General features: G+C 63.4%; 21 protein-coding genes and 1 pseudogene. 10 read left to right on the top strand and 12 right to left on the bottom strand.

Annotation, left to right across the window (positions count from 1 at the left end):
- Positions 1-335: 335 nt before the first annotated feature.
- From IEV93_RS16855 to IEV93_RS16845, 3 genes are all read right to left on the bottom strand, one after another.
- Positions 336-1,112 (bottom strand): hypothetical protein, encoded by a 777-nt coding sequence (locus IEV93_RS16855; RefSeq protein ID WP_188491102.1) that lies wholly within the window; start codon positions 1,110-1,112, stop codon positions 336-338.
- On the bottom strand, positions 1,102-2,319 hold the full coding sequence (locus IEV93_RS16850) for a TY-Chap domain-containing protein (protein ID WP_188491101.1): 1,218 nt from the start codon (positions 2,317-2,319) through the stop codon (positions 1,102-1,104). The genes IEV93_RS16855 and IEV93_RS16850 overlap by 11 nt, the downstream gene beginning before the upstream one ends.
- Positions 2,320-2,417: 98 nt before the next feature.
- A complete protein-coding gene (locus tag IEV93_RS16845) occupies positions 2,418-2,882 on the bottom strand; it encodes a hypothetical protein (protein WP_188491100.1) in 465 nt (154 codons plus the stop codon).
- 207 nt (positions 2,883-3,089) lie between these two features.
- Here IEV93_RS16845 and IEV93_RS16840 point away from each other — a divergent pair, with 207 nt between their 5' ends.
- The 4 genes from IEV93_RS16840 (at position 3,090) to msrA (ending at position 5,039) form a co-directional block, all read left to right on the top strand.
- Positions 3,090-3,536 (top strand): helix-turn-helix domain-containing protein, encoded by a 447-nt coding sequence (locus tag IEV93_RS16840; protein WP_229705255.1) that lies wholly within the window; start codon positions 3,090-3,092, stop codon positions 3,534-3,536.
- 56 nt (positions 3,537-3,592) lie between these two features.
- On the top strand, positions 3,593-3,931 hold the full coding sequence (locus IEV93_RS16835; protein WP_188491098.1) for a DUF1801 domain-containing protein: 339 nt from the start codon (positions 3,593-3,595) through the stop codon (positions 3,929-3,931).
- An 80-nt stretch (positions 3,932-4,011) separates the two neighbouring features.
- Entirely contained in the window at positions 4,012-4,497 is a 486-nt protein-coding gene (msrB, locus tag IEV93_RS16830) for a peptide-methionine (R)-S-oxide reductase MsrB (RefSeq protein WP_188491097.1), read from the top strand.
- A complete protein-coding gene (msrA, locus tag IEV93_RS16825) occupies positions 4,494-5,039 on the top strand; it encodes a peptide-methionine (S)-S-oxide reductase MsrA (RefSeq protein WP_188491096.1) in 546 nt (181 codons plus the stop codon). The genes msrB and msrA overlap by 4 nt, the downstream gene beginning before the upstream one ends.
- 236 nt (positions 5,040-5,275) lie before the next feature.
- On the opposite strand, the gene IEV93_RS16820 is transcribed toward msrA, so the two are convergent.
- A complete protein-coding gene (locus IEV93_RS16820) occupies positions 5,276-8,386 on the bottom strand; it encodes an RNA-dependent RNA polymerase family protein (protein WP_188491095.1) in 3,111 nt (1,036 codons plus the stop codon).
- A gap of 798 nt (positions 8,387-9,184) precedes the next feature.
- Here IEV93_RS16820 and IEV93_RS22545 point away from each other — a divergent pair.
- A complete protein-coding gene (locus IEV93_RS22545; protein WP_229705254.1) occupies positions 9,185-9,331 on the top strand; it encodes a hypothetical protein in 147 nt (48 codons plus the stop codon).
- 343 nt (positions 9,332-9,674) lie between these two features.
- On the opposite strand, the gene IEV93_RS16810 is transcribed toward IEV93_RS22545, so the two are convergent.
- Together IEV93_RS16810 and IEV93_RS16805 are read right to left on the bottom strand one after the other, a co-directional pair.
- Entirely contained in the window at positions 9,675-10,124 is a 450-nt protein-coding gene (locus tag IEV93_RS16810; RefSeq protein WP_188491793.1) for a DUF7832 domain-containing protein, read from the bottom strand.
- Positions 10,125-10,265: 141 nt separating this feature from the next.
- Positions 10,266-11,360, bottom strand: a complete 1,095-nt coding sequence (locus IEV93_RS16805) for an alkene reductase (protein WP_188491094.1) — start codon at positions 11,358-11,360, stop codon at positions 10,266-10,268.
- Between the two features lie 166 nt (positions 11,361-11,526).
- On the opposite strand from IEV93_RS16805, the pseudogene IEV93_RS16800 reads away from it, so the two are divergent.
- A pseudogene (locus tag IEV93_RS16800) lies at positions 11,527-12,812 on the top strand (hypothetical protein).
- Between the two features lie 29 nt (positions 12,813-12,841).
- Entirely contained in the window at positions 12,842-13,351 is a 510-nt protein-coding gene (locus tag IEV93_RS16795) for an NADPH-dependent FMN reductase (protein WP_229705253.1), read from the top strand.
- On the opposite strand, the gene IEV93_RS16790 is transcribed toward IEV93_RS16795, so the two are convergent.
- Positions 13,300-13,893, bottom strand: coding sequence for a hypothetical protein (locus tag IEV93_RS16790; protein ID WP_188491093.1), 594 nt, complete (start codon positions 13,891-13,893; stop codon positions 13,300-13,302). The genes IEV93_RS16795 and IEV93_RS16790 overlap by 52 nt on opposite strands.
- A gap of 99 nt (positions 13,894-13,992) precedes the next feature.
- Here IEV93_RS16790 and IEV93_RS16785 point away from each other — a divergent pair, with 99 nt between their 5' ends.
- From IEV93_RS16785 to IEV93_RS16775, 3 genes are read left to right on the top strand one after another with little or no spacing between them, the layout of a single operon-like run.
- Complete coding sequence (locus IEV93_RS16785; protein WP_188491092.1) at positions 13,993-14,775, top strand: acyl-CoA thioesterase domain-containing protein; 783 nt, start codon at positions 13,993-13,995, stop codon at positions 14,773-14,775.
- A complete protein-coding gene (locus IEV93_RS16780; protein ID WP_188491091.1) occupies positions 14,772-15,464 on the top strand; it encodes an HAD family hydrolase in 693 nt (230 codons plus the stop codon). The genes IEV93_RS16785 and IEV93_RS16780 overlap by 4 nt, the downstream gene beginning before the upstream one ends.
- A 37-nt stretch (positions 15,465-15,501) precedes the next feature.
- Complete coding sequence (locus IEV93_RS16775) at positions 15,502-16,221, top strand: hypothetical protein (protein ID WP_188491090.1); 720 nt, start codon at positions 15,502-15,504, stop codon at positions 16,219-16,221.
- 161 nt (positions 16,222-16,382) lie between these two features.
- Here the strand turns inward: IEV93_RS16775 and katG are convergent, their stop codons facing one another.
- The 5 genes from katG to IEV93_RS16750 form a co-directional block, all read right to left on the bottom strand.
- Complete coding sequence (katG, locus tag IEV93_RS16770) at positions 16,383-18,590, bottom strand: catalase/peroxidase HPI (RefSeq protein WP_188491712.1); 2,208 nt, start codon at positions 18,588-18,590, stop codon at positions 16,383-16,385.
- Positions 18,591-18,660: 70 nt separating this feature from the next.
- Positions 18,661-19,104 (bottom strand): Fur family transcriptional regulator, encoded by a 444-nt coding sequence (locus IEV93_RS16765; protein WP_371873855.1) that lies wholly within the window; start codon positions 19,102-19,104, stop codon positions 18,661-18,663.
- 61 nt (positions 19,105-19,165) lie between these two features.
- Positions 19,166-19,975: a hypothetical protein gene (locus IEV93_RS16760; RefSeq protein WP_188491089.1), complete on the bottom strand. Its 810-nt coding sequence runs from the start codon at positions 19,973-19,975 to the stop codon at positions 19,166-19,168.
- A 37-nt stretch (positions 19,976-20,012) separates the two neighbouring features.
- Entirely contained in the window at positions 20,013-21,314 is a 1,302-nt protein-coding gene (locus IEV93_RS16755) for a hypothetical protein (protein WP_188491088.1), read from the bottom strand.
- Positions 21,315-21,412: 98 nt separating this feature from the next.
- Positions 21,413-21,829: a hypothetical protein gene (locus IEV93_RS16750; protein ID WP_188491087.1), complete on the bottom strand. Its 417-nt coding sequence runs from the start codon at positions 21,827-21,829 to the stop codon at positions 21,413-21,415.
- Positions 21,830-21,865: the final 36 nt, after the last annotated feature.

The raw sequence follows: 21,865 nt of genomic DNA, 5'->3' as shown, positions 1-21,865 counted from the left end.
CGCTCAGATCCAGGCGCCTACGGCCAACGCCTACCCGGTTGGGGGTGTCGACATTCAGGGATGGTGCAAATCCCAGTTCTCGGCGACCTACGCAGTCGGTACCACCGTGAACCCGAAAGATGCCTTGACTTGGAAGTGCACCTACCTCGGTGTGCCGGCCCGAAACGTGAACATGGACGCCGCTTGTAGGCGGCAGTACGGGTCGACGGCATGGGCCATGCTCTACGACCGCTGGAACGCCTACTCCTGGAAGTGCTGGACACCTTCTCGGTAAGAATGTCGAACCAGTGGCCTCCGACCGCGATGCTCGCGCTGTTATCGGAGCCGGCTGATATTCACCACCCGTGATCGCAGACTCCGCAGAGGAACCGATCATCCTCGCCGGTGACGACGCAGCCGTCGGCGATGGTGCCGTATGGCGGCGGGCCAGGCGGCATCCCCATCAACCGCTTGTAGGTCCGGCGAGCGTTGCACCTCGGGCAGGCCGGGCGGTGACTGAACATCAACTCGTCGAACGTCGGGCCGAGCGGTTGGTGCAGGATGTCGTGGCAGCTGGGACAGACCACCACCGGCTCGTCCTCGGCGTCGAACGGCCAGCCCGCGCTCACGTGCTGCTGGTGCCGCGGTCGGAAGCCGCCCTCCCAGTCCTTTCCGCAGGCGGTACATCCCCAGAGACGGCCCTCCCGAGTCGTGTCCATGCGGTCGGCGCCGGAGCACGCATTCGATACGTCGTACCAGGGCGTCGGACTTTTCGACTCAGCGTCAATGGCTTCCAGCACCGCAGCGCCTTCGGTCCGATGCAGCGTGCGCGGATCGATCGAGAACGGGAACTCGACGCGCTTCTCGATCGCGGCAACGGCGATCGCCTCGAACAGATGTGGTTCCGCAGGCGAGAGATCCCAATCATCGTCGGAAGCCATTCGCAGGACGGACACGTCGACGATCGCGGGCTCGCGGGCATCGACCACCGTGATCACGGTGTCGCCGTCGGTGACGTGGTCGGGGAACGACCACCACGTGCGATCTTCTTCCCCGGTGTCGCGATTCCGCGACACCGCCTCCCACGGTGCGGCGAACACGACGTGGACAGGCCTGTGCGGATCAATGGTCATTGGTCGCCGCCTTTCTGGCCTGCAGTTCGGCGTAGTAACGGCGTCGACGATCGAACTTCAACACCAGCCGCAGCGCGGCCAGCAGCAGCTTCATCGTCGACAACCACTTGTCGGTCTCGCGGGAACACGCCTCGACCTCATCGGGATCGTCGGCCTCCTCGCCAAACCGGCCCCACTTCCCGCGTTCGCGGTTGCAGACCTTGATGCAGTCGATGAGGGTGCGCCGGTTGAGGTCGCAGACCTGCGCGACCTCGTCCGGAGTGGTCGGACCGTCGTCGATCAGATGCAGCACGGCCATCAACTGATCGGGCAGAGCCGGCGAATCCTCTTCGTCGGCTGCGGGTTCGGGCTTCCACGCCAGTCGGGGAGTGGCCAGCTCTTCACGAATCTGCGGGACGTCGTCGATGACGAAGGCGATCCACTTCTTCGCGGCCGAGGTGAGGTTGGCGTCGTAGAACACCGAGCACTCCAGGCGCAGCGACGCGTACACATTGCTCTCGATGAGCCGCAGCGTGATGCAGGGCCAGCGCGCGGCCCGCGTCGCGATGAAGTGCGCGGCCTCGAATGCGTCCGGAACCGACGAGACGATGCACGCGAAGAACTCGATGGCCGGCTCGTCGGTGCACATGCGCATCCAGGACGAGACCTCGCCGGTGGGGACACGGATGTCACCGTCGTCGTCGACGATGACGGGGTGACTGACCTGTCGCGCAAGCGATTCGAGCACCAGACGACGGAGGTCATCCGGATCGTGTGGCGTGACGCCGACCGGCATCGACGGCTCGCGGCCACCCACCCGCTCACCACCCACGAGGAACGTCGGGTGGACAACCTCCCAGATCTCGCGCAGCGCGCGCACCGCGGTGGCCGCCAGTTCGTCGATGCGCCGTCGACCGCACTCGATGATGATCGGCCGGTCGCGGGCCTGTAGCGGACGAAACCCCATTCCGAACAGTTGGCTCATCTGGTCGAGCCGGCAGTCGTCGGTGGTGTGCAGGTCCGATACGGCCACTGAACAGCGCACCCGGCGTGATCCGGTGACTGTGAACGTCAGCTTCCCGTGCGGGCCGTCGGGGAACTCGTCGGTGGACTGCACGACGGTGTGCTCATCACCTTGGTCGAGCTGCGACAGCTGGTCGGCCAGATCGATGCGAAAGGCGCGCCAGGCGTCCTCGACGGACACGTCGAAATCAAAATCGGTGAGCATGGCGGCTCCTTTCGCTGGGCGGTCGGCGAGCAGCTCGGTCGACCGGTAGGGAGGGAAGAGTACGGCTGGGGTGTGACAGATTCGGGGAGGCGAGCCGGTCACCATTCGTCCCATTCGCGGGGCGGTGGTGGCTCGCTCTCGATGCCGAGTCGCTGCAGCTCAGACCAACTGACCCGCCGCGACTCGATACCCGGCCAGCGCATGATCAGCAGAGTCCTCAGGTACTTGCCGACAATCGCTTCGAGGACCGTCTGCGCGGCAGCGATCTCGCGCCCGTGCGTCTGGGAATGGCGGATCGCCCACTCGGGCGCCTCGGCGAATCCGGCCCACGGGGACGGGCGGTCGGGGAGTGCCGCCAGTGCGTCCCGGATGGCGTCGTCGAGCATGCGTTCTTCCGACATCGGCGGAAGGTTAAGCTCGAGCGAACCATCGATGCCGGTCAGTTCGCCGGCTACGGCGTCGACGAATTCGTTCCAGTAGTCGTGCTCTTCGCTGGTGACGTCCCGGGTCTTGAGATAGCCGTCGACGAGCTCGTCGAGACCGATTGTCTGGGATCCGTTCATGGCTCCTCCTGATTCGCTGAGCGGGCACGCTCGCGCGCACCCAAACGAGGGTCGGAGCGAGTGATGGAAAGGGTTTCGGCTCTGTGCGAGCGAGAGCGGGCGAGTCGTCCGCCGCTGATCTTGACCCTTCACTGGTGACGGTAGCGGCAGGGTCTGACAAACGACCCGACCCTTGATTTTGCATGTCTCATGAGAGAAGCTTGGTCGGTGAACTTGAAACACGGAATCCCTGAACCGTGGGCCACCGCGTTGACCGACGCCGGCTTTATCAGCCCATGGGACACGCCGAGCATGAACCGGCTGTCGGAGGCGACTGGCATCCACGTATCGACCATCTCGCGAATCATCAAGGGTCAGAACCTCAAGGGGCCGACCCACGACGTCATCGCCACACTGGCGAAGGCGCTGGGCAAGCCGGCGAAGGAGCTGGGGAAGTGGGCCGGCGCTGCGTGGGCCGAACTGGAGCCCTACAGCCCGCCGGCTGTGTCAGCGCTGCTGACCAAGGAGCAGCGGGCGTCGGTCGACATGATCATCCGTGCCTTCGCGACATCGAACAAGGCCGCCCAGCAGGACGCCGACAGGGCAGTGGTGATCGCGGCGCAAATCGCGACGAAGGGGCCGTCGCACAGGGCGCAGAGCAAGAAGACAACCTGAGTAAACGGCCGTGAGACCCCGTGACGTGTCCTCCCACGCGAGTATCGTCACCCGGCATGGCTGACTGGCGCGAAGACACCGTGGAGAAACTGCGGGGCCTGATCCTGGGTGCCGAGGACGGCATCGTCGAGGAGATCAAGTGGCGCAAACCGTCGAACCCCGACGGTGTGCCGACCTTCTCGCTCGATGGACTCATCTGCACCCTGGAGACCTACAAGGACAAGGTGAAGCTCACGTTCGCGAAGGGGGCGTCGCTGCCCGACCCGCAGTCGCTGTTCAACGCCAGCCTCGCCGCTGGCACGCGCCGAGCCATCGACATCAAGGAATCGGATTCGCTCGATTCTGACGCGTTCACCGCTCTGATCAGCGCCGCCGTGGCCGCCAACCGGAGCTGAGCCCCGTCTCGGGACCAAATCGTGGCGCTCGTGCGTTGGAGTAATTGATGTCGCAGCCAGCGGCGTCAAGGGAGGTATCGATGACCACGAAATACCAGAAGACCGCCGACGCCGTGAATGGGCTGACACCCGTCCAGTACCGCGTCACCCAGAAGGACGGGACCGAACCCGCCTTCTCCAACGAGTACTGGGACAACCACGAGTCGGGCATCTACGTCGACGTCGTCTCGGGCGAACCACTGTTCTCCTCGCTCGACAAGTACGACAGCGGCACCGGCTGGCCGAGCTTCACCCGGCCCATCGAGGTCGACGCGGTGACCACCAAGAGCGACCGGAAGTTGCTGATCAAGCGCACCGAGGCGCGCTCGGCAGGTGCCGACAGCCACCTCGGGCACATCTTCAACGACGGCCCCCGCGATGCCGGCGGCCAGCGGTTCTGCATGAACTCCGCGGCGCTGCGTTTCGTCCCCGTCGACGAGCTCGAGGCCCAGGGCTACGGCGAGTACCGCACCCTGTTCGACGCGACCACCCCAGGTTCGACCACCACCGAGGAGCATTCACGATGACCACTGACACAGGACAGATCACCTCACGCCCGGGCACCGAGACCGCCGTTCTGGCCGGCGGGTGCTTCTGGGGCGTCGAAGACCTCATCCGCAAGCAGCCCGGTGTGCTCGACACCCGAGTCGGCTACACCGGCGGCAGCAACGATCACGCCACGTACCGCAACCACCGCGGCCATGCCGAGGCCGTGGAGATCGTGTTCGACCCGTCGCAGACCACCTACCGCGACATCCTGGCGTTCTTCTTCCAGATCCACGACCCGTCGACGAAGGACCGTCAGGGCAACGATGTGGGGTCGAGCTACCGGTCGGCGATCTTCCCGGTGACCGACGAGCAGGAGCGCGTCGCACGCGACACCATCGCCGATGTCGACGCGTCGGGACTGTGGCCCGCCAAGGCCGTCACCACGATCGAGCCCGCGGGCCCGTTCTGGCAGGCCGAGCCGGAGCACCAGGACTATCTGCTCAACTTCCCGGGCGGATACACCTGCCACTTCGTGCGGCCGGGTTGGGTTCTCCCCAAGCGCGCCGAGGCCGGCAACTAGGTCCTATCCGCGGCGCCACCGATTCTCCGGATCGGTGGCTGCCGACGGCGAGTGCAGTCCACGTCGGTTCGGGGCCGCACAATCCCATCTGGTGCAGGCTATGCCGATTCAGCTAGCGATGCCAAGAACATGCAGGGTCGGCAGTCGTAGGGGGCCGACGATGTCGGTTGCTCGGCACAGTGTTGTCGTTATTATCGAGTATTCGGTATGTATGGTCTCGGACGCTGACCGGATAGTTAGTCCTCACCAAATAGGAAGCGTCGGCTTTCGTGTATGACGAAGCCGTCTGGAACGGGTTTGAAATCTCCGTCTTGATAACGATGGCGCGATTGGTGGTCGCGCAACGCCAACTGGTCAAGCTGCCCGGTTACAACGTAGTTGTGTAGACCTCCACGCAACCGAACAACGTCGCGCTCGTAGGGTTTTTTCCTCGGTACTCGAATCCTCGAATCCCCATACATCAGATTATTGACCTGCACTACATATGCGTGGATATCGTTTGCCGCCGATTCGACCAATGCGTCGAAGGTATGGAGATCTTGGTTCCACTCCGGTACGAGAACCGCGTCAACACGTCCGCGAAGCGACGCTCGATGGCTGATATTCGTCAGTTCGCTGCAGATCAGTATCGCGAAGCTGAATCGGCCATGCGAGATTACAGGCGGGGAGGTCCAGGCGAATTGGGGTTCTAGCCGAGCTCCAACTTGCTCTCGCAATACACGCTCCTCGAACATCGCTGGCGTCTGCTTGTCCTGGCGATAGACAATTTGCTGTTGATGGGGGCCCGTGCGGCCGACACTCAGCGCTGCCCAGACTTGGTTTCTTTTAATATTCTTGCAATAGGTTTGGTACTCGACGCCAGCGATAAGATCCACTCCGACAGTCTTTAAACGCGCCGCAAATGAGAGGAACCATCGCGAGGGGAAACTTAACTCACCCATTACTAGATAATCTCCGCGTTTCTCCGGGGTCATCGCTTCGTTCATGGCTGCAGTTAATTCATTGTAACGGGCGTAGCTAACATTAGGCTTCTCGTGCGCGGCGCGAATAAAGTCTTGGAAGGTTGTCATCACCATAGCTACGGAAACTTTCACGTGTTTTTCGAGCCCGGACCGCGGGATCGAGATAGTGACTTCCCCAGAATTCTGTTTAATGATCGAAGGAAATCCAGGGTGGTTGGCGTTTCCCCGCATACTGGCCAAGACCTTCGAGACTGCTTGCTGCGACGGAATTCCTACGACGGATTCGCTGCTCTGGCTGAAAATTAAGCATGTCTCGAGTAGATTAACGGGGCGTGTTGGAAATATGAATCCGATAGCACGACTTGGAATAATACATGTCTTGAACAGATCGGGACTGACCCTTGCGATTGTATCGCCGCCTAAATTTGCGAACAGAAGATTCGACCCCAGGCGATGCTTCTCGTAAAGCGGAAGCGTCACTATAAATCCCTTCGAAGAGACTTCGCCAGCAGCGGGTCGCGAATGCGGCTGTATCTCAGTTGGGAGAACTGAATAGCGATATGGCACATGGGCAAGATCGCGGAGATAGAATTGAGAGTGCCAAAAGAGTAGATCTTCGTTTGAGAACACGTCGACTCGCTCCTCAAGCGCGCAGGTATTTCTTCGCATGTGGGCCTGGAAGCGTTGAAGCACCTCATCCTGAATCGGGCCATCGTATCCGGCAGCTAGATTCTCGTTGAAATCTTTTACGAACTGGCGAAACCAATCGCCGGACAAACTGGCTAACCGAAAGCCTTTCTTGATCTCAGATGTCTGTGCAATGGCTTGATCTGAAGATTCCAGCAGACCCGAAATTGTGATCTCGCAATCCTGAGCCACACGGTCGATAGATTCACACACACTCTCCACGATAAGCTGTAGTGCGCTGATATCGCCACAATCTGCCGCAAGTTTGATTAACCGGGGAACATACTGGAAAAAGTCAAACGTATTTGGAAGCGAGATAATATGCAGCGCTACAGTAGAGAAAAACGCGCCGCGCTGCTCGGCCCATTCGTTAGGGTTCAAATCGCGCGCATATGTCTCGAAGTTTCGCAATCGAATAGCAAATTCGGCTCGTTTCGCGGTAACGCCGCTGACATCACCGATGGTGGATGCCTCGTTCCCGTCGGTAGCCGTCACCGATGCGATATCTGCGCCAATAGATTTTAGGTCGGGGGCCATCTCCGGGAGGGATCTCCACTCACTATTTCGATCTGTGATGGTTTTTTTAATTGTGCTAATGAGGTGTTGGGCCGACTGTCCTTCTAGATGGAAAGACCTATTCTTTGTGTTTGAAAAAATAACTTTGGATGCATCCAGGTAGGTAGGCGCGAAGCGCAGATAGCTATTACCATTCTCAGTGTCGACGATAATGTTCGACCCGGAGCGCTCAACGATCCAATCTCGAAGGTTTGATGGATTCGCGATATTTGGGCTCGCTTGAATGATAAGGACTATATCGTCGATGTATCGGCCGTAGTGCATCGGCTTGAGGTGGTCCCTCGCAAGGTTGTCTAATCCGAGTAATGCCATATTGGCTACGACTGCGGACGCGGGCAGTCCGACCGGAAGGCCGGCGCGAGAAACTCCAAGTTGCTGGCCCACTAGTTCGGACCATGCGAGCAGTGCTCCGATGAAGAGTTTATGTAGCTGATAATCCACCGTGTCCAGCTGGACAGCGCCGACCTCGTCCTCGAATTTTTCATCGAGCATGAATCCTGCGTCCAAGTTGTGGTAATAGCCTTTGGCATCCGCGGTCATAACAATAATTTCTTGATCGGCGTCTACCGCGTCCTGCATTACAGACATGGCGGAGTCTCGCCACTCACGGTATCCTGCTGCGTAAGGCACAAAACTCCCGAGCCTCAGATCCGGCTGGTCTTCTCTCAATCTCTTACGAAGGCGTCCTCCATGTGCGCTGCGTCCGAGGAGGGCGTCATACTTCGTTCCGATCCGTTCCATCCATAAAGTAGAAAGCACGTGAAGGTCGACGCTGCACTTTGACATGATTCGAAAGTCGGCAACTGGTTTCTTTGGGCTATTGGCGGACACAATTGCTTGCCAACTGCGTGGCCCGCTGGAGTAAAAGAATTCGTGTTCGGGCGCGGAAAAACAGAGGCTTTTGGGAACTACGGAATATGATCCCAAGAAGTCAACGTCAGAGAACCACTTAACATCACTATCGACGATGTGAGACATTAAATTGGTGAGGTTTGCTTCGATTTGCATTTCGTATAGAGCAATATCTTGTCGACGGATATTTGTGGAGTAGTACATATCGATCTTCGATTTGCGGTATGCGAGAACCAGGTCGGCTAGTGATAGATTGTTTTGTTCGGCCATAACTTGCTGTCCGTTCAGCCTAGAGGGAATGGAAGTTTTGATTGCTGATCGACGATTCCCAGTCTTGTCAAGGTTGCGCGCTTAATTTGATTACCGGCCATTCACGCGGCAGGCATGCATTGCTTTTGATTTGCATGGAAGTAGATTACTTCGAGGGTTCGGAGTTTTCTCGAGAATGAAATCTTCGCCTACCGAAGCTTTGATGGTGGTCGCGTGGCATCGCCAATGTTACCGGTTCAACGTCGGCCGACGACGTGAGGCCGGCCCAACGGTCTCGCCCCATGACTGCCTGTCGGGGCGTTCGTGATCCATGGCGAGCAGGGCCACTCTCCGAATCATCGGACGCGCTGAGGCGCTGGAGACCCGTATCTCCGCTGAGGCCGATGCCGACACGCTGCCTATTCCAGTCAGAAGCCGCTGCGGAGAACGGGCGCCTCGCGCTCGTCTGACGGTCTACTGATTACTTGCCCGAACTCGCGCAGCCCCGTCGGCGGGTTGCCGCAGGTGAACCTCTTGGTTTGATTAATCCAACCTTGTCAGTTGCCTGCCAGACCGGATCCGCCACCCAGGGCGGTTGTGACCTGAAGACGCTGCGCGTCCCGCTTTCGCAGAGTCCAGCATTGGGGGCGGACTGAGGTGCTCTCGCCCAGCCGAAGTCCACAGATCATTTAGCCGCGTACGTAGTCCGGGCGTCTGTGGCATCGCCTTTCGATTGCTACAGCGCAGGCGTCCTCGGGCTCGTTCGCTAGGGACCGTGCAGGTATTTCTTGCATCCTGACGTCAATTACATTCCGCGCCTTGTTGGCTTTCCTTGGATCGGCCATCACCCGCGTCGCCGCACTCGCTGCGCAGGCCGACACCGCGATCCGCAACATCCCGACGATCGCGAAGGGGACGGCCCTCCTTCGCGGCGCCACCCTACTGCACCCGGGACAAGTTCGGTGACTATGGCTGTGAAGACTTCGTCGACGCCGCCTACGGCAAGACCACGGCCACCGGGATCCCGCACAACGGTGCCCTCGCCTTCTACCGCGCACTCGCGGCACGCGGTCAAGGCCGCAGCAGCCTGCCAACGTCACCCGAGGCCCTGGTGTTCTCGCGCGGAGAGGACGGCGACCACGTCGACATCTCGATCGGCAACGGTCTGTACGAGAGCGGTGGCGTGCAGGGCTTCGCGCCCGGCTACTGCGATGGCACCAATTACCAGATCCTGCCGTCGCCCAACCTTGATAGGTGGACCCTCGTCGGCTGGGCCTACGCGCCGTGGAGCGCCATTGGTCGGCGAGCGTCAGGGGCAATACCGCCTAGAACAGGCGAGTTCTTGCGGACAGGACTCGCGGCCGTCTCTCCAGTAGGCGAGAAGATCGTCGAGCAGAACGACAATTTCGTCATAGGTTTCCCAGGTGTCCGGGTTCGTGTACGTCACCTCGTAGTCGGCGAATGCGGGAACGTTATCGAGAAATTTCAGGTACGCCCTGTAATAGGAATTGGCGAATGAAACTCCTGCCGCGGTGAAGTCGCCGTTGTGGAACTCCCCGCAGGAATAGGCATAGGCGTACTCCGAGGGTTTTTCGCTGCGTCGATGAGCGGCCGCGATCGCGTCCTGATGGTGTGTGGCCATCAATCCACGAGTTGCGGACCAGGCGAGGAACACTCCGATGTAGATGGCTCCGGCTGATTCGTCCAGCCCGAGGTCTTTAATGCTTTCGTAGTGGTAACTGGCATCGGCTTTGTCCATAGGAATCCTGTCCGACAGTGACGGTGTCGATCACCGGTCACACGTCAGATGCGTTCGGACCCGCCGAATGTTCAGGTAGACAGCGCAGCGCCCACCGACCCTGAGCAGGTCGGCGGGCGCTGTCGGACATACTGTTCGGCGTCAGGCGTTTTGGGTCTGCAGCGACGGGTAGTCGATGTAGCCCTCGGCGCCGTTGGCGTAGAAGGTGGCCTGGTTGGGCTCGGTGAGGTCGGCACCCTGCTTGAGGCGCTCGACCAGGTCGGGGTTGGAGATGTACCAGCGACCGACCACGACCGCGTCGGCGGTTCCGTCGGCGACGATCTTCTCGAGCTGCGCGAAGTCGGACTCGATGGCGAAGCCGGTGTTGAGCAGGAACGGCACCGTGATCTCGGGACGCAGCTGCGTCAGCACGGGGTCGGTCGGCTCGATCAGGAAGTGGATGTACGCCAGCGGGATGTCGGCGATGGCGCGCAACAGCTCCTGGTGCACGGGCACGGTGTCGGCCTCGTTCATGCCGTTGGCCTTGTGGCCGGGGCTCAGGCGGATTCCGACGCGGTCGGCGCCGATCTCGTCGACCACGGCCCTGACGACCTCGATCACGATGCGCGCACGGTTCGCCGGCGAGCCGCCGTACTCGTCGGTGCGCTGGTTGCTGTCGTCACCGAGGAACTGGTGCAGCAGGTAGCCGTTCGCGCCATGGATCTCGACACCGTCGAGTCCGGCGTCGATCGCGTGCCGAGCCGATTTGCGGAAGCCGTCGACGATGCCCGCGATCTCGCTGGTCTCCAGCGCACGCGGGGTGACCAGCGGCTGGCTGCCCTTGGGGGTGTGGGCCTTGCCCTCGGCGGCGATGGCCGACGGGGCGACGGGGTCGCCACCGGGCAGGTCGGGGTGCGCGACGCGGCCGACATGCCACGTCTGGACGAAGATCTGGCCGCCCTCACCGTGCACGGCGTCGGCGATCTCGGCCCACTTGGCCTGCTGGGCGTCGTTGTGGATACCGGGGGTGTTGGCGTACGCGCCGCCCGAGGTGGCGCTGGACTGGGTCGCCTCGGCGATCACCAGGCCTGCGCCCGCGCGCTGGCGGTAGTACTCAGTCTGCAGATCGGTGGGCGTGCCGTCGGACTCCGCACGCAGGCGGGTCAACGGCGCCATGAAGACGCGGTGCGAGGTGTGGATGACGCCGGAGTCGAACGACTGGAGCAGCGGCGAATCGGAATTCAATGTGAAGGCCATGTACGTGGCCAACACGGTGGGGGTCGGGTGCAGTCCCGTATGCGACGCACGTCACTCTCGGGTCGGGCAAACCGGTTCCGTTCGACGCGACGAGAGCCGAGCTCGGCGATGTCGACCGCGTGCCGACCTCAGCCGATATCGTCGAATTCGTGTCGAAGAGAACGCGATGACCCGCCTGGAGATCTCTGACAAGCACCGGAAGGCGTTGGCCGAACTCGGCCAATACCCGCTGCTCGATGCCATCGTCGGCCGACGTTCGCGGCGCTTCCCGGTGGGCGGGAGCATCCCCGACGGACCTTTGGCCTACGAGTCGACCGAGGCGCCGCGCTCGATCACCGAGGTCGAACGGGCGCTCATCATCAGCGTGCTGGCCGGCGTCACCGGATGGAACTACGGCATCACCCGACACCCCGGCTACGCGCCGAACGTCCCCAACTACCCGGGCTCGGCCGGTGGTCGGACGTTCCCGTCGGCGGCGGCCTTCCACACGAGTCAGCTGTTCTTCACCGACACTCGGGCACCTACTTCTTCGGCTCGCGCGATGCCGCCCCGCAGATCGAACGCCAGGACGAGCCCGCCGACCTCGCATCATGGATCACCTCCACCGCCGACGGATACCGGCAGCTGTCCGACACCCGCCTCGTCCTCCCGCGCGAAGAGCCCTACATGGAGGGCCACAACACCTGGATCGCGAACTGGCCCGGCAGCCTGCTGGCGTTCCCGGTGGCCGACCTCTCCGAACACCTCGTCGCGAACCTGAACTTCTTCGCCGCCAACGGTTACGTCATCTACGACGACGTGCACAACACGGCGGTGCCCGGGATCGAGAAGTTCAGCGGTCTGCGCAACTTCGACGATCCGATACCCCTGTCGTTCGTCGAGCAGTACACCCTCGCCGAGGCCAGCGCCGAGCTCGCGACCGCCACCAACACCGGGGTCCTGCTGCTGCAGGCATTGGGTCTGGGCGGCTGGACTTTCGACGGCCTCGACCGACTCAGCGTGCTCGGCGCCAGTGGCGACCCGCGTGCACCGGGACTCGGCTTCTCCTACGACACCGACGACCGGTGGCCGTTCCCGAACGCGACCGGACTCGAGGGCGTCTTCGAGACGCTGGTGCCGCCGTTCGTCGATTCCGTTGCCGCAGGGGTGGATCGGTACTACGAGCGCAAGTTCGGGCCGGGGGGACCGGGCAATTCCGATACGCCGGGGCCGTGGTCGGACACGCCCAAGGTGCGCGCCGACTACCTCCCCGCCGAGGGGCTGCAGGAGCTCGTGACCCTGCAGGCCGAGTACATCTACTCCCGCTTCGGCAAGCTGCCGGGCACTGTGCCGACCGTTCACGTGCTCATGTATCTGCAGGCGCAGGACCTTGATCGCGGTTTCTACGACCAGAAGTTCGGCCCCGCTGCATATCTGCCCACCCACGCCCGCCACGACGACGTCTGGAGCTGAACCCTGTGTCTGACCGCAACCCTCTGAAGGTGACCGTTGTCGTAGGTAACCCGAAGCCGCAGTCGCGGACCCGCACGGTGGCCGAGGCGCTCCCGCCGGCGTTGCTGGCGGAAGGGTCCTACGACGTCGAGGTCCTCGAACTGGCGGACATCGCCGGCGAGTTGTTCCAGTGGGGATCGGAGAAGGTTACCGCCGCAAAGGAGTCGGTGGCGGCCAGCGACCTGGTCGTCTTCGCGACGCCCACCTACAAGGCGTCCTACACCGGACTGCTCAAGGCGTTTCTCGACCAGTTCGGCTCCGACGGACTCAAGGGAGTCGTCGCGATTCCGCAGTTCACCGGCGGCGACCTCACCCACTCACTCGCACCACAGACCACGCTCGCGCCGCTGCTGTTGGAACTCGGCGCCGCGATCCCCGGTCGCGGACTGTATTTCGTCATCGACAACCTGCCGGACCTCGACGACTTCATCGCCAAGGCTGTGGCGGACTACTCGGCTGTGTTCGCGTCACTGACGCGCGTGGCGGGATCCGTTCGCTGATCAGTGGTGTGCGGTGCCACCAGCCGGTCATCGTGCTCACCTCGCCGGCAGGCGTCGGCAAAGCTGACTGCGGATTCGATGTCGGCCTCGAACTCCTCACGCTCGGCCGTTAAGACAAGGAAGTAGCGCCATTCCTCAGAGCTGTGGCCTGCGCCCGCAGGTATTGAGAGGTACGGCTGTCCGGCCTCGACATCGATCCCGAGTGCGACTCCACGCGGAAACGACGTGAACGTGTCGAGGTAGGTGATGGCGGCCTGGACCTCGTCGGACTCGTCCGGCATCCGAGGTTCGCCGCGATTGCACCCTGGCCCGAGAACCAGCAGATCGTCGTGTTCGTGTCGGCGACAACCGTCGGCGAATTGCTTGGCCGTCCGTGGGTTGCGCACGAAGATGTCGTATTGCTCGGCAGAGATGCGGTAGTGCTCGGTGTAGTCGACGTGGGCGGTGCTGACCGGGATGCCGATACTGTGCAGCGACGCGGCACGGTCGTGTTTCAGGGTGAACGCGCCCGCTCGACTGAAGTACCCGTCGTGAAATCCCACGAGTCCACGCTAGCGGCTGCCTCTGTGTGTGTAGACGCATCGGAGCATGACCGAGACTGCGCGAACGGACGTCGACGGGCCTCATGAGAACCTGAGATCGTGAAACCGTTTTTCGAGGTCATCGATCATCAGGGCTCCGTCGCCTACCTGGCGAACGAGCACGCCGTCGGCGCGTGGGGACCGGGTCAGGTGGCCGGCCCCGCCATCGTCGGGCTGCTCGCGCAGGTGCTCGAAGAGGAGCAGGGCGAACCCGACTTCCTGCCCGCCCGCACCACCTTCGAACTGCTGCGTCCGTTCGTGCAGAAGCCGACGATCGTCCGCACCGAACTCGTACGTGCCGGACGACGAATCAAGGTCGCCCGCGCCGAGGCCATCCAGGACGAGAAGCTGGTGGCCAGTGCGGTGTTCGTGCAGTACCGCATCTCGGAGAACGCGCCCGGCGATCGCTGGCATGCCGACGACTCGGTGCCGTTCCCGCCTGATGTCGACTCCGATCCAGACGCCACGACCTGGTACCACTCCGACACCGCGGGGTGGACCCACGAACTCGAGCCACACCTGAACGCCGACCGGTCCACCGCCTGGTGGAACGTCCTGCCGATGACCGCCGACCGGTCGCCGAGCCCCTACGTCCGCGCGGTGACGACGACGGAGTGGACCAGCCTCGTCACGAACCTCGGCACCGAGTGGGTCGGCTACATCAACGGTGACCTGACCGTCGCGCTGTCCCGACTGCCAGAGGGGGAGTGGGTCGGCGTGCAGGAGGCCTCCCATCTCGATTCCGCCGGGATCGCCGTCGGAACGACCACCATCTACGACCGCAGTGGACCGATCGGATCGGGAATGGTCACCGCCCTGAACAACATTCAGGCGTTCAAGTGACGCGCCGACCGAAGGTCGCGTTCCTCGACGTCAACGAGACCCTGTCCGATCTGCGGTCCGTGGTCGGCGCGTTCGAAGAGCAGGGACTGAGCGCCGAACACGTGCGCACCTGGTATCTGTCGGTGCTGCGTGACGGCTTCGCGGCCACCGTCCTGGGCGACAACCCGGGCTACGCCGTGATCGGGAAAGAGATCGCCGAGTTCCTGATCCGCGAGGTCGATCCGGCACGCGCCGACGCCGCAGTGGACGACGGCGCGGCGGCCATCATGACGGCGATGGTTGCCGCACAGCCACACTCGGATGTGGTACCCGGGTTGGTCGCGCTCGCCGACACCGGCGTACGGGTGATGACGCTGAGCAACGGGTCGGCCAACGTGGCCAAGAAGCTGCTCGGGTCGACGCCGGCGGACGCTGCCGTCGAGAAGTACCTGTCGGTCATCGATGCGGGGGCGTGGAAACCCGCGCCGGCGTCGTACCGGCACGGTCTCGCCGAAGCGGGTGTCGCAGCCGCTGACGCCTTGATGGTCGCGGTGCACCCGTGGGATCTCGAGGGCGCCCGACGTGTCGGCCTCCGGACGGCGTGGATCAACCGCTCCGGCGCGCGGTGGCCGAGCCTGTTCGCGCCGCCGGACATCGAGGCCGACTCGCTCACCTCACTCGCACGCGCTGTCGCACAATCGACCGGATAGTGTCTCGGCAGTTGATGTCGGAGTGAGGAGATCAGACATGCGCGTCAGTTGTTCAGTGGTTGCCGTGGCCGTGGTGGCGCTCGGTCTCGTCGCCGGCTGTTCGTCGGAGTCGTCAAGCGACTCGGGCTCCTCGGCGAGCCGGCAGTCCGCCGCGCAGAAGGCGGACCGGCCCCTGACCGATTACCTCTTGCAGGCGTCGGACGTGCCCGCGGGCTACACGCAGATGAACATCCCGGCCGATCAGGCCAGTCAGACCGCCGACTCGCTCCTCGCGAGCACCAAGGGGTCGAAGGTCTCACCCGCCAGTTGCCAACCCGATCTGTCGGGCGTGTCAGCTGACACCGTGAAGAACGCCACGGCGAGCTTCTTCACCAATGGCACCTCCGGGGGACTGATCGGCAGCACGGTCGTCACCGACACCGACTACGTCGCCAAGTACCGCAAGTACAACCTCGGTTCGTGCACGGAACACAAGGTGACGAGTTCGGTCAACGGACAGTCGTTCACCGGCTCGGTGAGTACCAAGGAGGTCGACATCGCCACCCCAGGAGTCGAGGGTGCGTTGGTGATCCAGCAGGACGTGACAACCAATCTGCCGGGCGCCGCTCCGTTGAAGCAGAGTTCGTACCTTGCGCTGTTGCCCACCGATGGCGCGACGGTGTCGGTGACGCAGAAGAACATCCTGGGCACCAAGGCGCCCGATCGCGACGTGTTCACCGCGGCGGTCGCGGCTGCGGCCAAGCGGATCGCCGGCTGAGCGTCGTACCGCGCGGCGATTCGCTCCACTTTCGCTGATCCGCTCCGGTTGCAACCGGAGCGGATCACCACAACCGGAGCGGATCGCCGACACCGACACACCACAGCAGAACACCCCGCCGACCGATGGTCGACGGGGTGTTCGCTTCGATCAGGTGCTGATCAGCTCAGATCGAACCGGTCGGCGGTCGCGACCTTGTCCCATGCGGCGACGAAGTCACGGACGAACTTCTCCTTGGAGTCGCTCTCGGCGTAGACCTCGGCGATGGCGCGCAGTTGCGAGTTCGAGCCGAACACCAGGTCGTTGCGGCTACCGGTGTACTTCTGCTCGCCGGTGCTGCGGTCCTTGCCGATGTAGGTGCCCTGCTCGTCACCGACGGGCTCCCACTCGGTCTCCATGTCGAGGAGGTTGACGAAGAAGTCGTTGCTCAGCGTCTCCGTCTTGTCGGTGAACACGCCCAGGTCGGAGTTCTTGTAGTTCGCTCCGAGCACACGCAGACCACCGATGAGCACGGTGAGCTCCGGTGCGCTGAGGGTGAGCAGGTTCGCCCGGTCCACCAGCTGGTACTCCGACGGCAGGCGGTCGCCCTTGCCGAGGAAGTTGCGGAACCCGTCGCGCTTGGGCTCGAGGTAGGAGAACGACTCGACGTCGGTCTGCTCCTGCGTCGCGTCGGTACGACCCGGCGCGAACGGCACGGTGATGTCGACGCCGGCGTTTGACGCGGCCTTCTCGACCGCTGCGGCGCCACCGAGGACGACGAGGTCGGCGAACGAGACCTGCTTGCCCCCAGCGGAGTTGAACGACTCCTGGATCGACTCGAGCCCCTTGATGACCTGGGCCAGCTCGTCGGGCTCGTTGACCTCCCACGATGCCTGCGGCTGCAGTCGGATGCGGCCACCGTTGGCGCCACCACGCTTGTCGCTGCCACGGAACGACGACGACGCCGCCCACGCGGTCTTGACCAGCTGCGACACGGTCAGACCCGACTCGAGGATCTTGGCCTTGAGGTTCGCGATGTCCTCGCCGTCGATGAGCTCACCGGAGACCGCGGGAACCGGGTCCTGCCACAGCAGTTCCTCGCTGGGGACCTCGGGTCCGAGGTAGCGGACGACGGGTCCCATGTCGCGATGGAGCAGCTTGAACCAGGCGCGACCGAACTCGTCGGCCAGCGACGACGGATCGGCGAGCCACCCACGGGTGATCTCTTCGTAGATCGGGTCGACGCGCAGTGCAACGTCGCTGGTGAGCATCATGGGCGGGTTCTTCTTGCCCTCGACGTGTGCGTCGGGGACGAGATCGGTTGCGGCACCGTCCTTCGGACGCCACTGGTTGGCGCCACCGGGTCCCTTGTGGACCTCCCACTCGTACCCGTAGAGGGTCTCGAGGTAGGTGTTGTCCCACGTGGTCGGGGTCGCGGTCCAGGCACCCTCGATGCCGCTGGTGATCGTGTACTCGGCGTTTCCGGTGCCGAAGCTGTTCTTCCAGCCCAGGCCCATCTGCTCGAGGGGCGCGCCCTCGGGCTCGGGTCCGATGTACTTCTCGGGGTCGCCCGCGCCGTGCACCTTGCCAAACGTGTGGCCACCGACGATCAGGGCTGCGGTCTCGCGGTCGTTCATGGCCATGCGGCCGAAGGTCTCGCGGATGTCGTTGGCCGACAGCTGCGGATCCGGGTTGCCGTTGGGGCCTTCGGGGTTGACGTAGATGAGACCCATCTGGACGGCGCCCAGCGGTGCCTCGAGCTCGCGATCACCGGTGTAGCGCTCATCGCCCAGCCAGGTGTGCTCGGGACCCCAGTAGACGTCCTCCTCGGGCTCCCAGCGATCCTCGCGACCACCGGCGAAACCGAAGGTCTGCAAGCCCATCGACTCCAGGGCCACGTTGCCGGTGAGCACGATCAGGTCGGCCCACGACAGGCTCTTGCCGTACTTCTGCTTCACGGGCCACAGCAGGCGACGCGCCTTGTCGAGGCTGGCGTTGTCGGGCCAGCTGTTCAGGGGAGCGAAGCGCTGCATGCCTGCGCCCGCGCCGCCACGACCGTCGTGCACGCGGTAGGTGCCCGCGGAGTGCCACGCCATGCGGATGAAGAAGGGGCCGTAGTTGCCCCAGTCGGCGGGCCACCAGTCCTTGGAGTCGGTGAGGACTCCGGTGATGTCCGACTTGACCTCGGCCAGGTCGAGTGAGGTGAACGCGGCCGCGTAGTCGAAGTCCTCGCCCATCGGGTTGGCGACGGCGGGGTTCTTCTGCAGGATGCGCAGGTTCAGGGCCTCGGGCCACCAGTCACGGCTGCTCGAACCCTCCACCGGGAACTTGCGGTGCCCGCCGACGACGGGACAACCGGCCGCGTTGTCCTCGGGCTGGTTCTCGTTCATCTCTTTTTCGCGGGTTTCGTGGGCTTCAGTCACGACATTCCTTCCAATGGTGGACAACTCGGGCTGGCGATCACGGGAGTGATCGCGAATTGTGGGCTGGGGTACAGGCGTCGCAGAGGCCCCAATAGATGACCTCGGCCTCGTCGATCGAGAATCCGGCGGGACTCGACGCCGTGAGGCACGGCGCTTCGCCGACGGCGCAGTCGACGTCGGCGATGATCCCGCAGGATCGGCACACGACGTGGTGGTGGTTGTCGCCGACGCGTGACTCGTATCGGGCGACCGAACCGGATGGCTGGATCCGGCGGAGGAGTCCGGCGACGGTGAGCGCGCCGAGCACGTCGTAGACGGCCTGCTTGGAGACGTCGGGGAGTTCGCCACGCACGGTGGTGAAGATCGAGTCGGTGTCGGCGTGCGGATGGGCGAACACCGCATCCAGTACGGCCACCCGGGGACGCGTCACACGCAGATCTGCACCGCGCAGCATCTCCGTGAGATCGGTCGTCGAGGGCACCCATGCACTATCCCGCACTTTTCTGGAATGAGTCAAGACTTCTGAGAAGTTCGCAGGTAATTCACCGTCTGGTGACCACCCGTCCGCTCATAAGACGGTCGACGGCCCGCTGATCGCCGAGCTCGTCACGGTGCTCGGGATGCTCGAAGTAGTACTTGAGAAGCCAATACGTCGGGGCGCATCCGGTGGACAGCATGTTGGTGGTGACGGCCAGCGGAGGCGTGCCGTCGGCAGGCTGGAGATAGATCATGCACGCTGCCGACCCCGTTCGGCCCATTCGGGGACGGTTGATCGAGAAAGCCGCGATGTCCGCCCAGTGCAACTCGGTTCTCAGCTCGCCGCTCTCATGAGAGACGCTGACGGGATCGAGCGCGAGTTGGCCATAGCTCCCGCCCCTGCGCCACACGCGAAAGAGCATCGTCATCACCAATACCGCCGTGCCTAGTGCGAAGGGTGGGTAGAAGACGGCGAAACCAGGGCTGATGGGGAGGTCCAGCGTCGACGTCCACGTGCCGATCGCGAAGATGAAAGCGGCGACGACGAACATCACGCCGAGACTGAGGCTGACGATCTGCTGGGCGCGATCAGGAAGTATGCGCAATCTGTTGTCGGTAAAAAGAATGCGTGCGGTCGAAGGATCGTCGCTCTGGTAGACGCGATTGGCCGTGGCTGGTATCGCGCCCAAGGCCACGAATGCGCCTCCGGTGAACACAAGGAATATCGACCTCAACCAATCGACGTCGAGAGCACTCAGCAACGCCGCTACCAAGAACCACACCCCCACTCCGGCGAACAGCACTGCCGCAATGGTCAGGGCGACGAGCGGGCGCGTCGACCATTTGTTCGGGAGAGGGAAGACCTTGCCTGTCACGTGTGCCAACCCAGGCCGAAACGGTTAACGCGGAAGTTCATTTGGCGCACACCATCTGGCCGATCTCGTCACCGAGCTTGCCGAATATCCAGGTTCCGGCGATCGTCCCCAGGCCCGCGCCGATCGGGGCGCCGACCCCACCGGCAATGGCGCCGGCTGCGCCACCCGCCATGCCGCTCACGGTTCCGCCAACGGTCCCTCCCACGCCTGAATACATGGCGCGGCATGCTTCGTACTGATTGTCTGCGACGGCCATGTCGTAGACGGTGGTCGCGATTCCCAGCGCCGGGCCGCCATATTTGGCACCGACAGCAACTTTCGACGCCGTCGCTTCTCCCAACGCTGCCACACCCTTTGGCGATTCGGCGAAATTCTGGAGCGCCGAGATCCCGCCGCCGGTCACCGTCAGTTCCGGATGCGTGAAGAAGGGCGCGTCGGTGGGGAGGTCTTTCTCGTAGCTTCCGTCGGTCCCGAAGGTCCAGCCAGACTTTTGGCCCTGCGCGCCGATGTAGGCAACGACGCCGCTTCCGTCCGCCTTCCTGATCGTGCGGCTGGTGCCCTCGACGCTCGTACTCGAGCCGATCGTCAGCACCCGGTTTCCGTCGGGGTCATAGGTGGTCTCCGACGACCCGGTGGTGGGTGAACGGCCGCTGAAGAAGAGTGGCATCTGGCCCTTCTCGGGCACCTGGTCTTTCCACTCGCGAATTTCGCGTCTGCTGCCGTCCTGCATGGTGATGACGGCGAGTTTGGTTCCGTTGCGCTCGGTGTCGTCGGTTCTCGCGGCGACGGTGGTCGCGGCGTCGGCGGCCTGTGCCTGTTTCTGGGCCAGCATCGTCATCGGTAGACGTGGATCGGCGACGTCGTCACCCGGGCGGGTTGAACCCACCGTGACAAGAGTCGATAACCAGTCGCCGCTGCCGGGAGGCGTGAACCCGAAACGCTGCGCCGCGGCGGAGAGGTCACGTGCGGTTGCGTTGTCGGCGTCGTCCACGGCGGCGAGGAGTCGGTTGATCTCAGCCTGTTCGGCCGCTTGGAGTTTCTGGAGTTCGACCGCTTCGGCGCGCGTCATCGCCAACGGCTTCAGCAGGACGACCCAGCCGTCGGTGACCAGCAGACGGCCCGCCTCGATCGCGGTGGCTTTGTCCAACAGTTGAGTTCGAGCGGTGCCGACCGCGTGTGACCCGACGACGAGTGCCTGGGCGATTGCCTCAGCCGCGTCTGCGATCGCGGCGGCGGGGCGTTTGGAACGGTCGAAAGCCGCCGTCGCGGCGTCGTGTGACTCACCGCTCCAGCCGTGCAGTGCCGGGAGGGTGCGGCAGTTGGCGGCGATCGTGGCCACCGCCGACTCGACCGCGGCACCACCGGAGGTGATCGGCCCGGACTTGGCCGCCAGGCCACCCGGGTCCCACCCTTGCAACCGTGCTCGGCTCGGCAGCATCAGCGCCCTGGCCAGGCCTTGTCGAGGTCGGCTTTCACCGCACCGTCCTGCACGACCAGTGTCTCGGCCGCAGACGTCACCGACGTGCCCATGCGGTCGACGTTCGCGGCGTGATCACTGACGAGGGAGGACATGAACTGACCGACCAGGCGGGCGGCGTACTGCGACGTCGATCCCGACAGCGAATCGCACGAGGTGGTCACCCCGGCGCCCAAGTGAGTATCGCCAATAGTCGTCGAAGCATCGTGTACCTGCCCCGAGAATGCCTGCACGACAGACGGATCAAGCTCCATACGAACCCCCGACGACGAGATGGTGACAACGCTGGTCGCGCTCCCGAAAGTTGGACGCAAGGGTAACGTATCCGGTTCCATCGATTCGGATGAATCCGACAGCGACCGCGTCTCGTCGCGCATTCCGCGCGAAGCGTGACCCGATGCCGCAGACTGATC

It is taken from the genome of Williamsia phyllosphaerae (genome assembly GCF_014635305.1).
GTDB classification, from domain to species: Bacteria; Actinomycetota; Actinomycetes; order Mycobacteriales; family Mycobacteriaceae; genus Williamsia_A; species Williamsia_A phyllosphaerae.
The sequence above is the reverse complement of the archived record's forward strand: the minus strand, read 5'-3'. Positions and strand labels throughout refer to the sequence as shown.

What these genes read in the sequence shown, in the direction of transcription:
- IEV93_RS16855 (WP_188491102.1), bottom strand. Translation starts at nt 1,112, where the DNA reads ATGACCATTGATCCGCACAGGCCTGTCCACGTCGTGTTCGCCGCACCG.
- IEV93_RS16850 (WP_188491101.1), bottom strand. Translation starts at nt 2,319, where the DNA reads ATGCTCACCGATTTTGATTTCGACGTGTCCGTCGAGGACGCCTGGCGC.
- IEV93_RS16845 (WP_188491100.1), bottom strand. Translation starts at nt 2,882, where the DNA reads ATGAACGGATCCCAGACAATCGGTCTCGACGAGCTCGTCGACGGCTAT.
- IEV93_RS16835 (WP_188491098.1), top strand. Translation starts at nt 3,593, where the DNA reads ATGGCTGACTGGCGCGAAGACACCGTGGAGAAACTGCGGGGCCTGATC.
- msrB (WP_188491097.1), top strand. Translation starts at nt 4,012, where the DNA reads ATGACCACGAAATACCAGAAGACCGCCGACGCCGTGAATGGGCTGACA.
- msrA (WP_188491096.1), top strand. Translation starts at nt 4,494, where the DNA reads ATGACCACTGACACAGGACAGATCACCTCACGCCCGGGCACCGAGACC.
- IEV93_RS16820 (WP_188491095.1), bottom strand. Translation starts at nt 8,386, where the DNA reads ATGGCCGAACAAAACAATCTATCACTAGCCGACCTGGTTCTCGCATAC.
- IEV93_RS16810 (WP_188491793.1), bottom strand. Translation starts at nt 10,124, where the DNA reads ATGGACAAAGCCGATGCCAGTTACCACTACGAAAGCATTAAAGACCTC.
- IEV93_RS16805 (WP_188491094.1), bottom strand. Translation starts at nt 11,360, where the DNA reads ATGGCCTTCACATTGAATTCCGATTCGCCGCTGCTCCAGTCGTTCGAC.
- IEV93_RS16775 (WP_188491090.1), top strand. Translation starts at nt 15,502, where the DNA reads ATGCGCGTCAGTTGTTCAGTGGTTGCCGTGGCCGTGGTGGCGCTCGGT.
- katG (WP_188491712.1), bottom strand. Translation starts at nt 18,590, where the DNA reads ATGAACGAGAACCAGCCCGAGGACAACGCGGCCGGTTGTCCCGTCGTC.
- IEV93_RS16750 (WP_188491087.1), bottom strand. Translation starts at nt 21,829, where the DNA reads ATGCGCGACGAGACGCGGTCGCTGTCGGATTCATCCGAATCGATGGAA.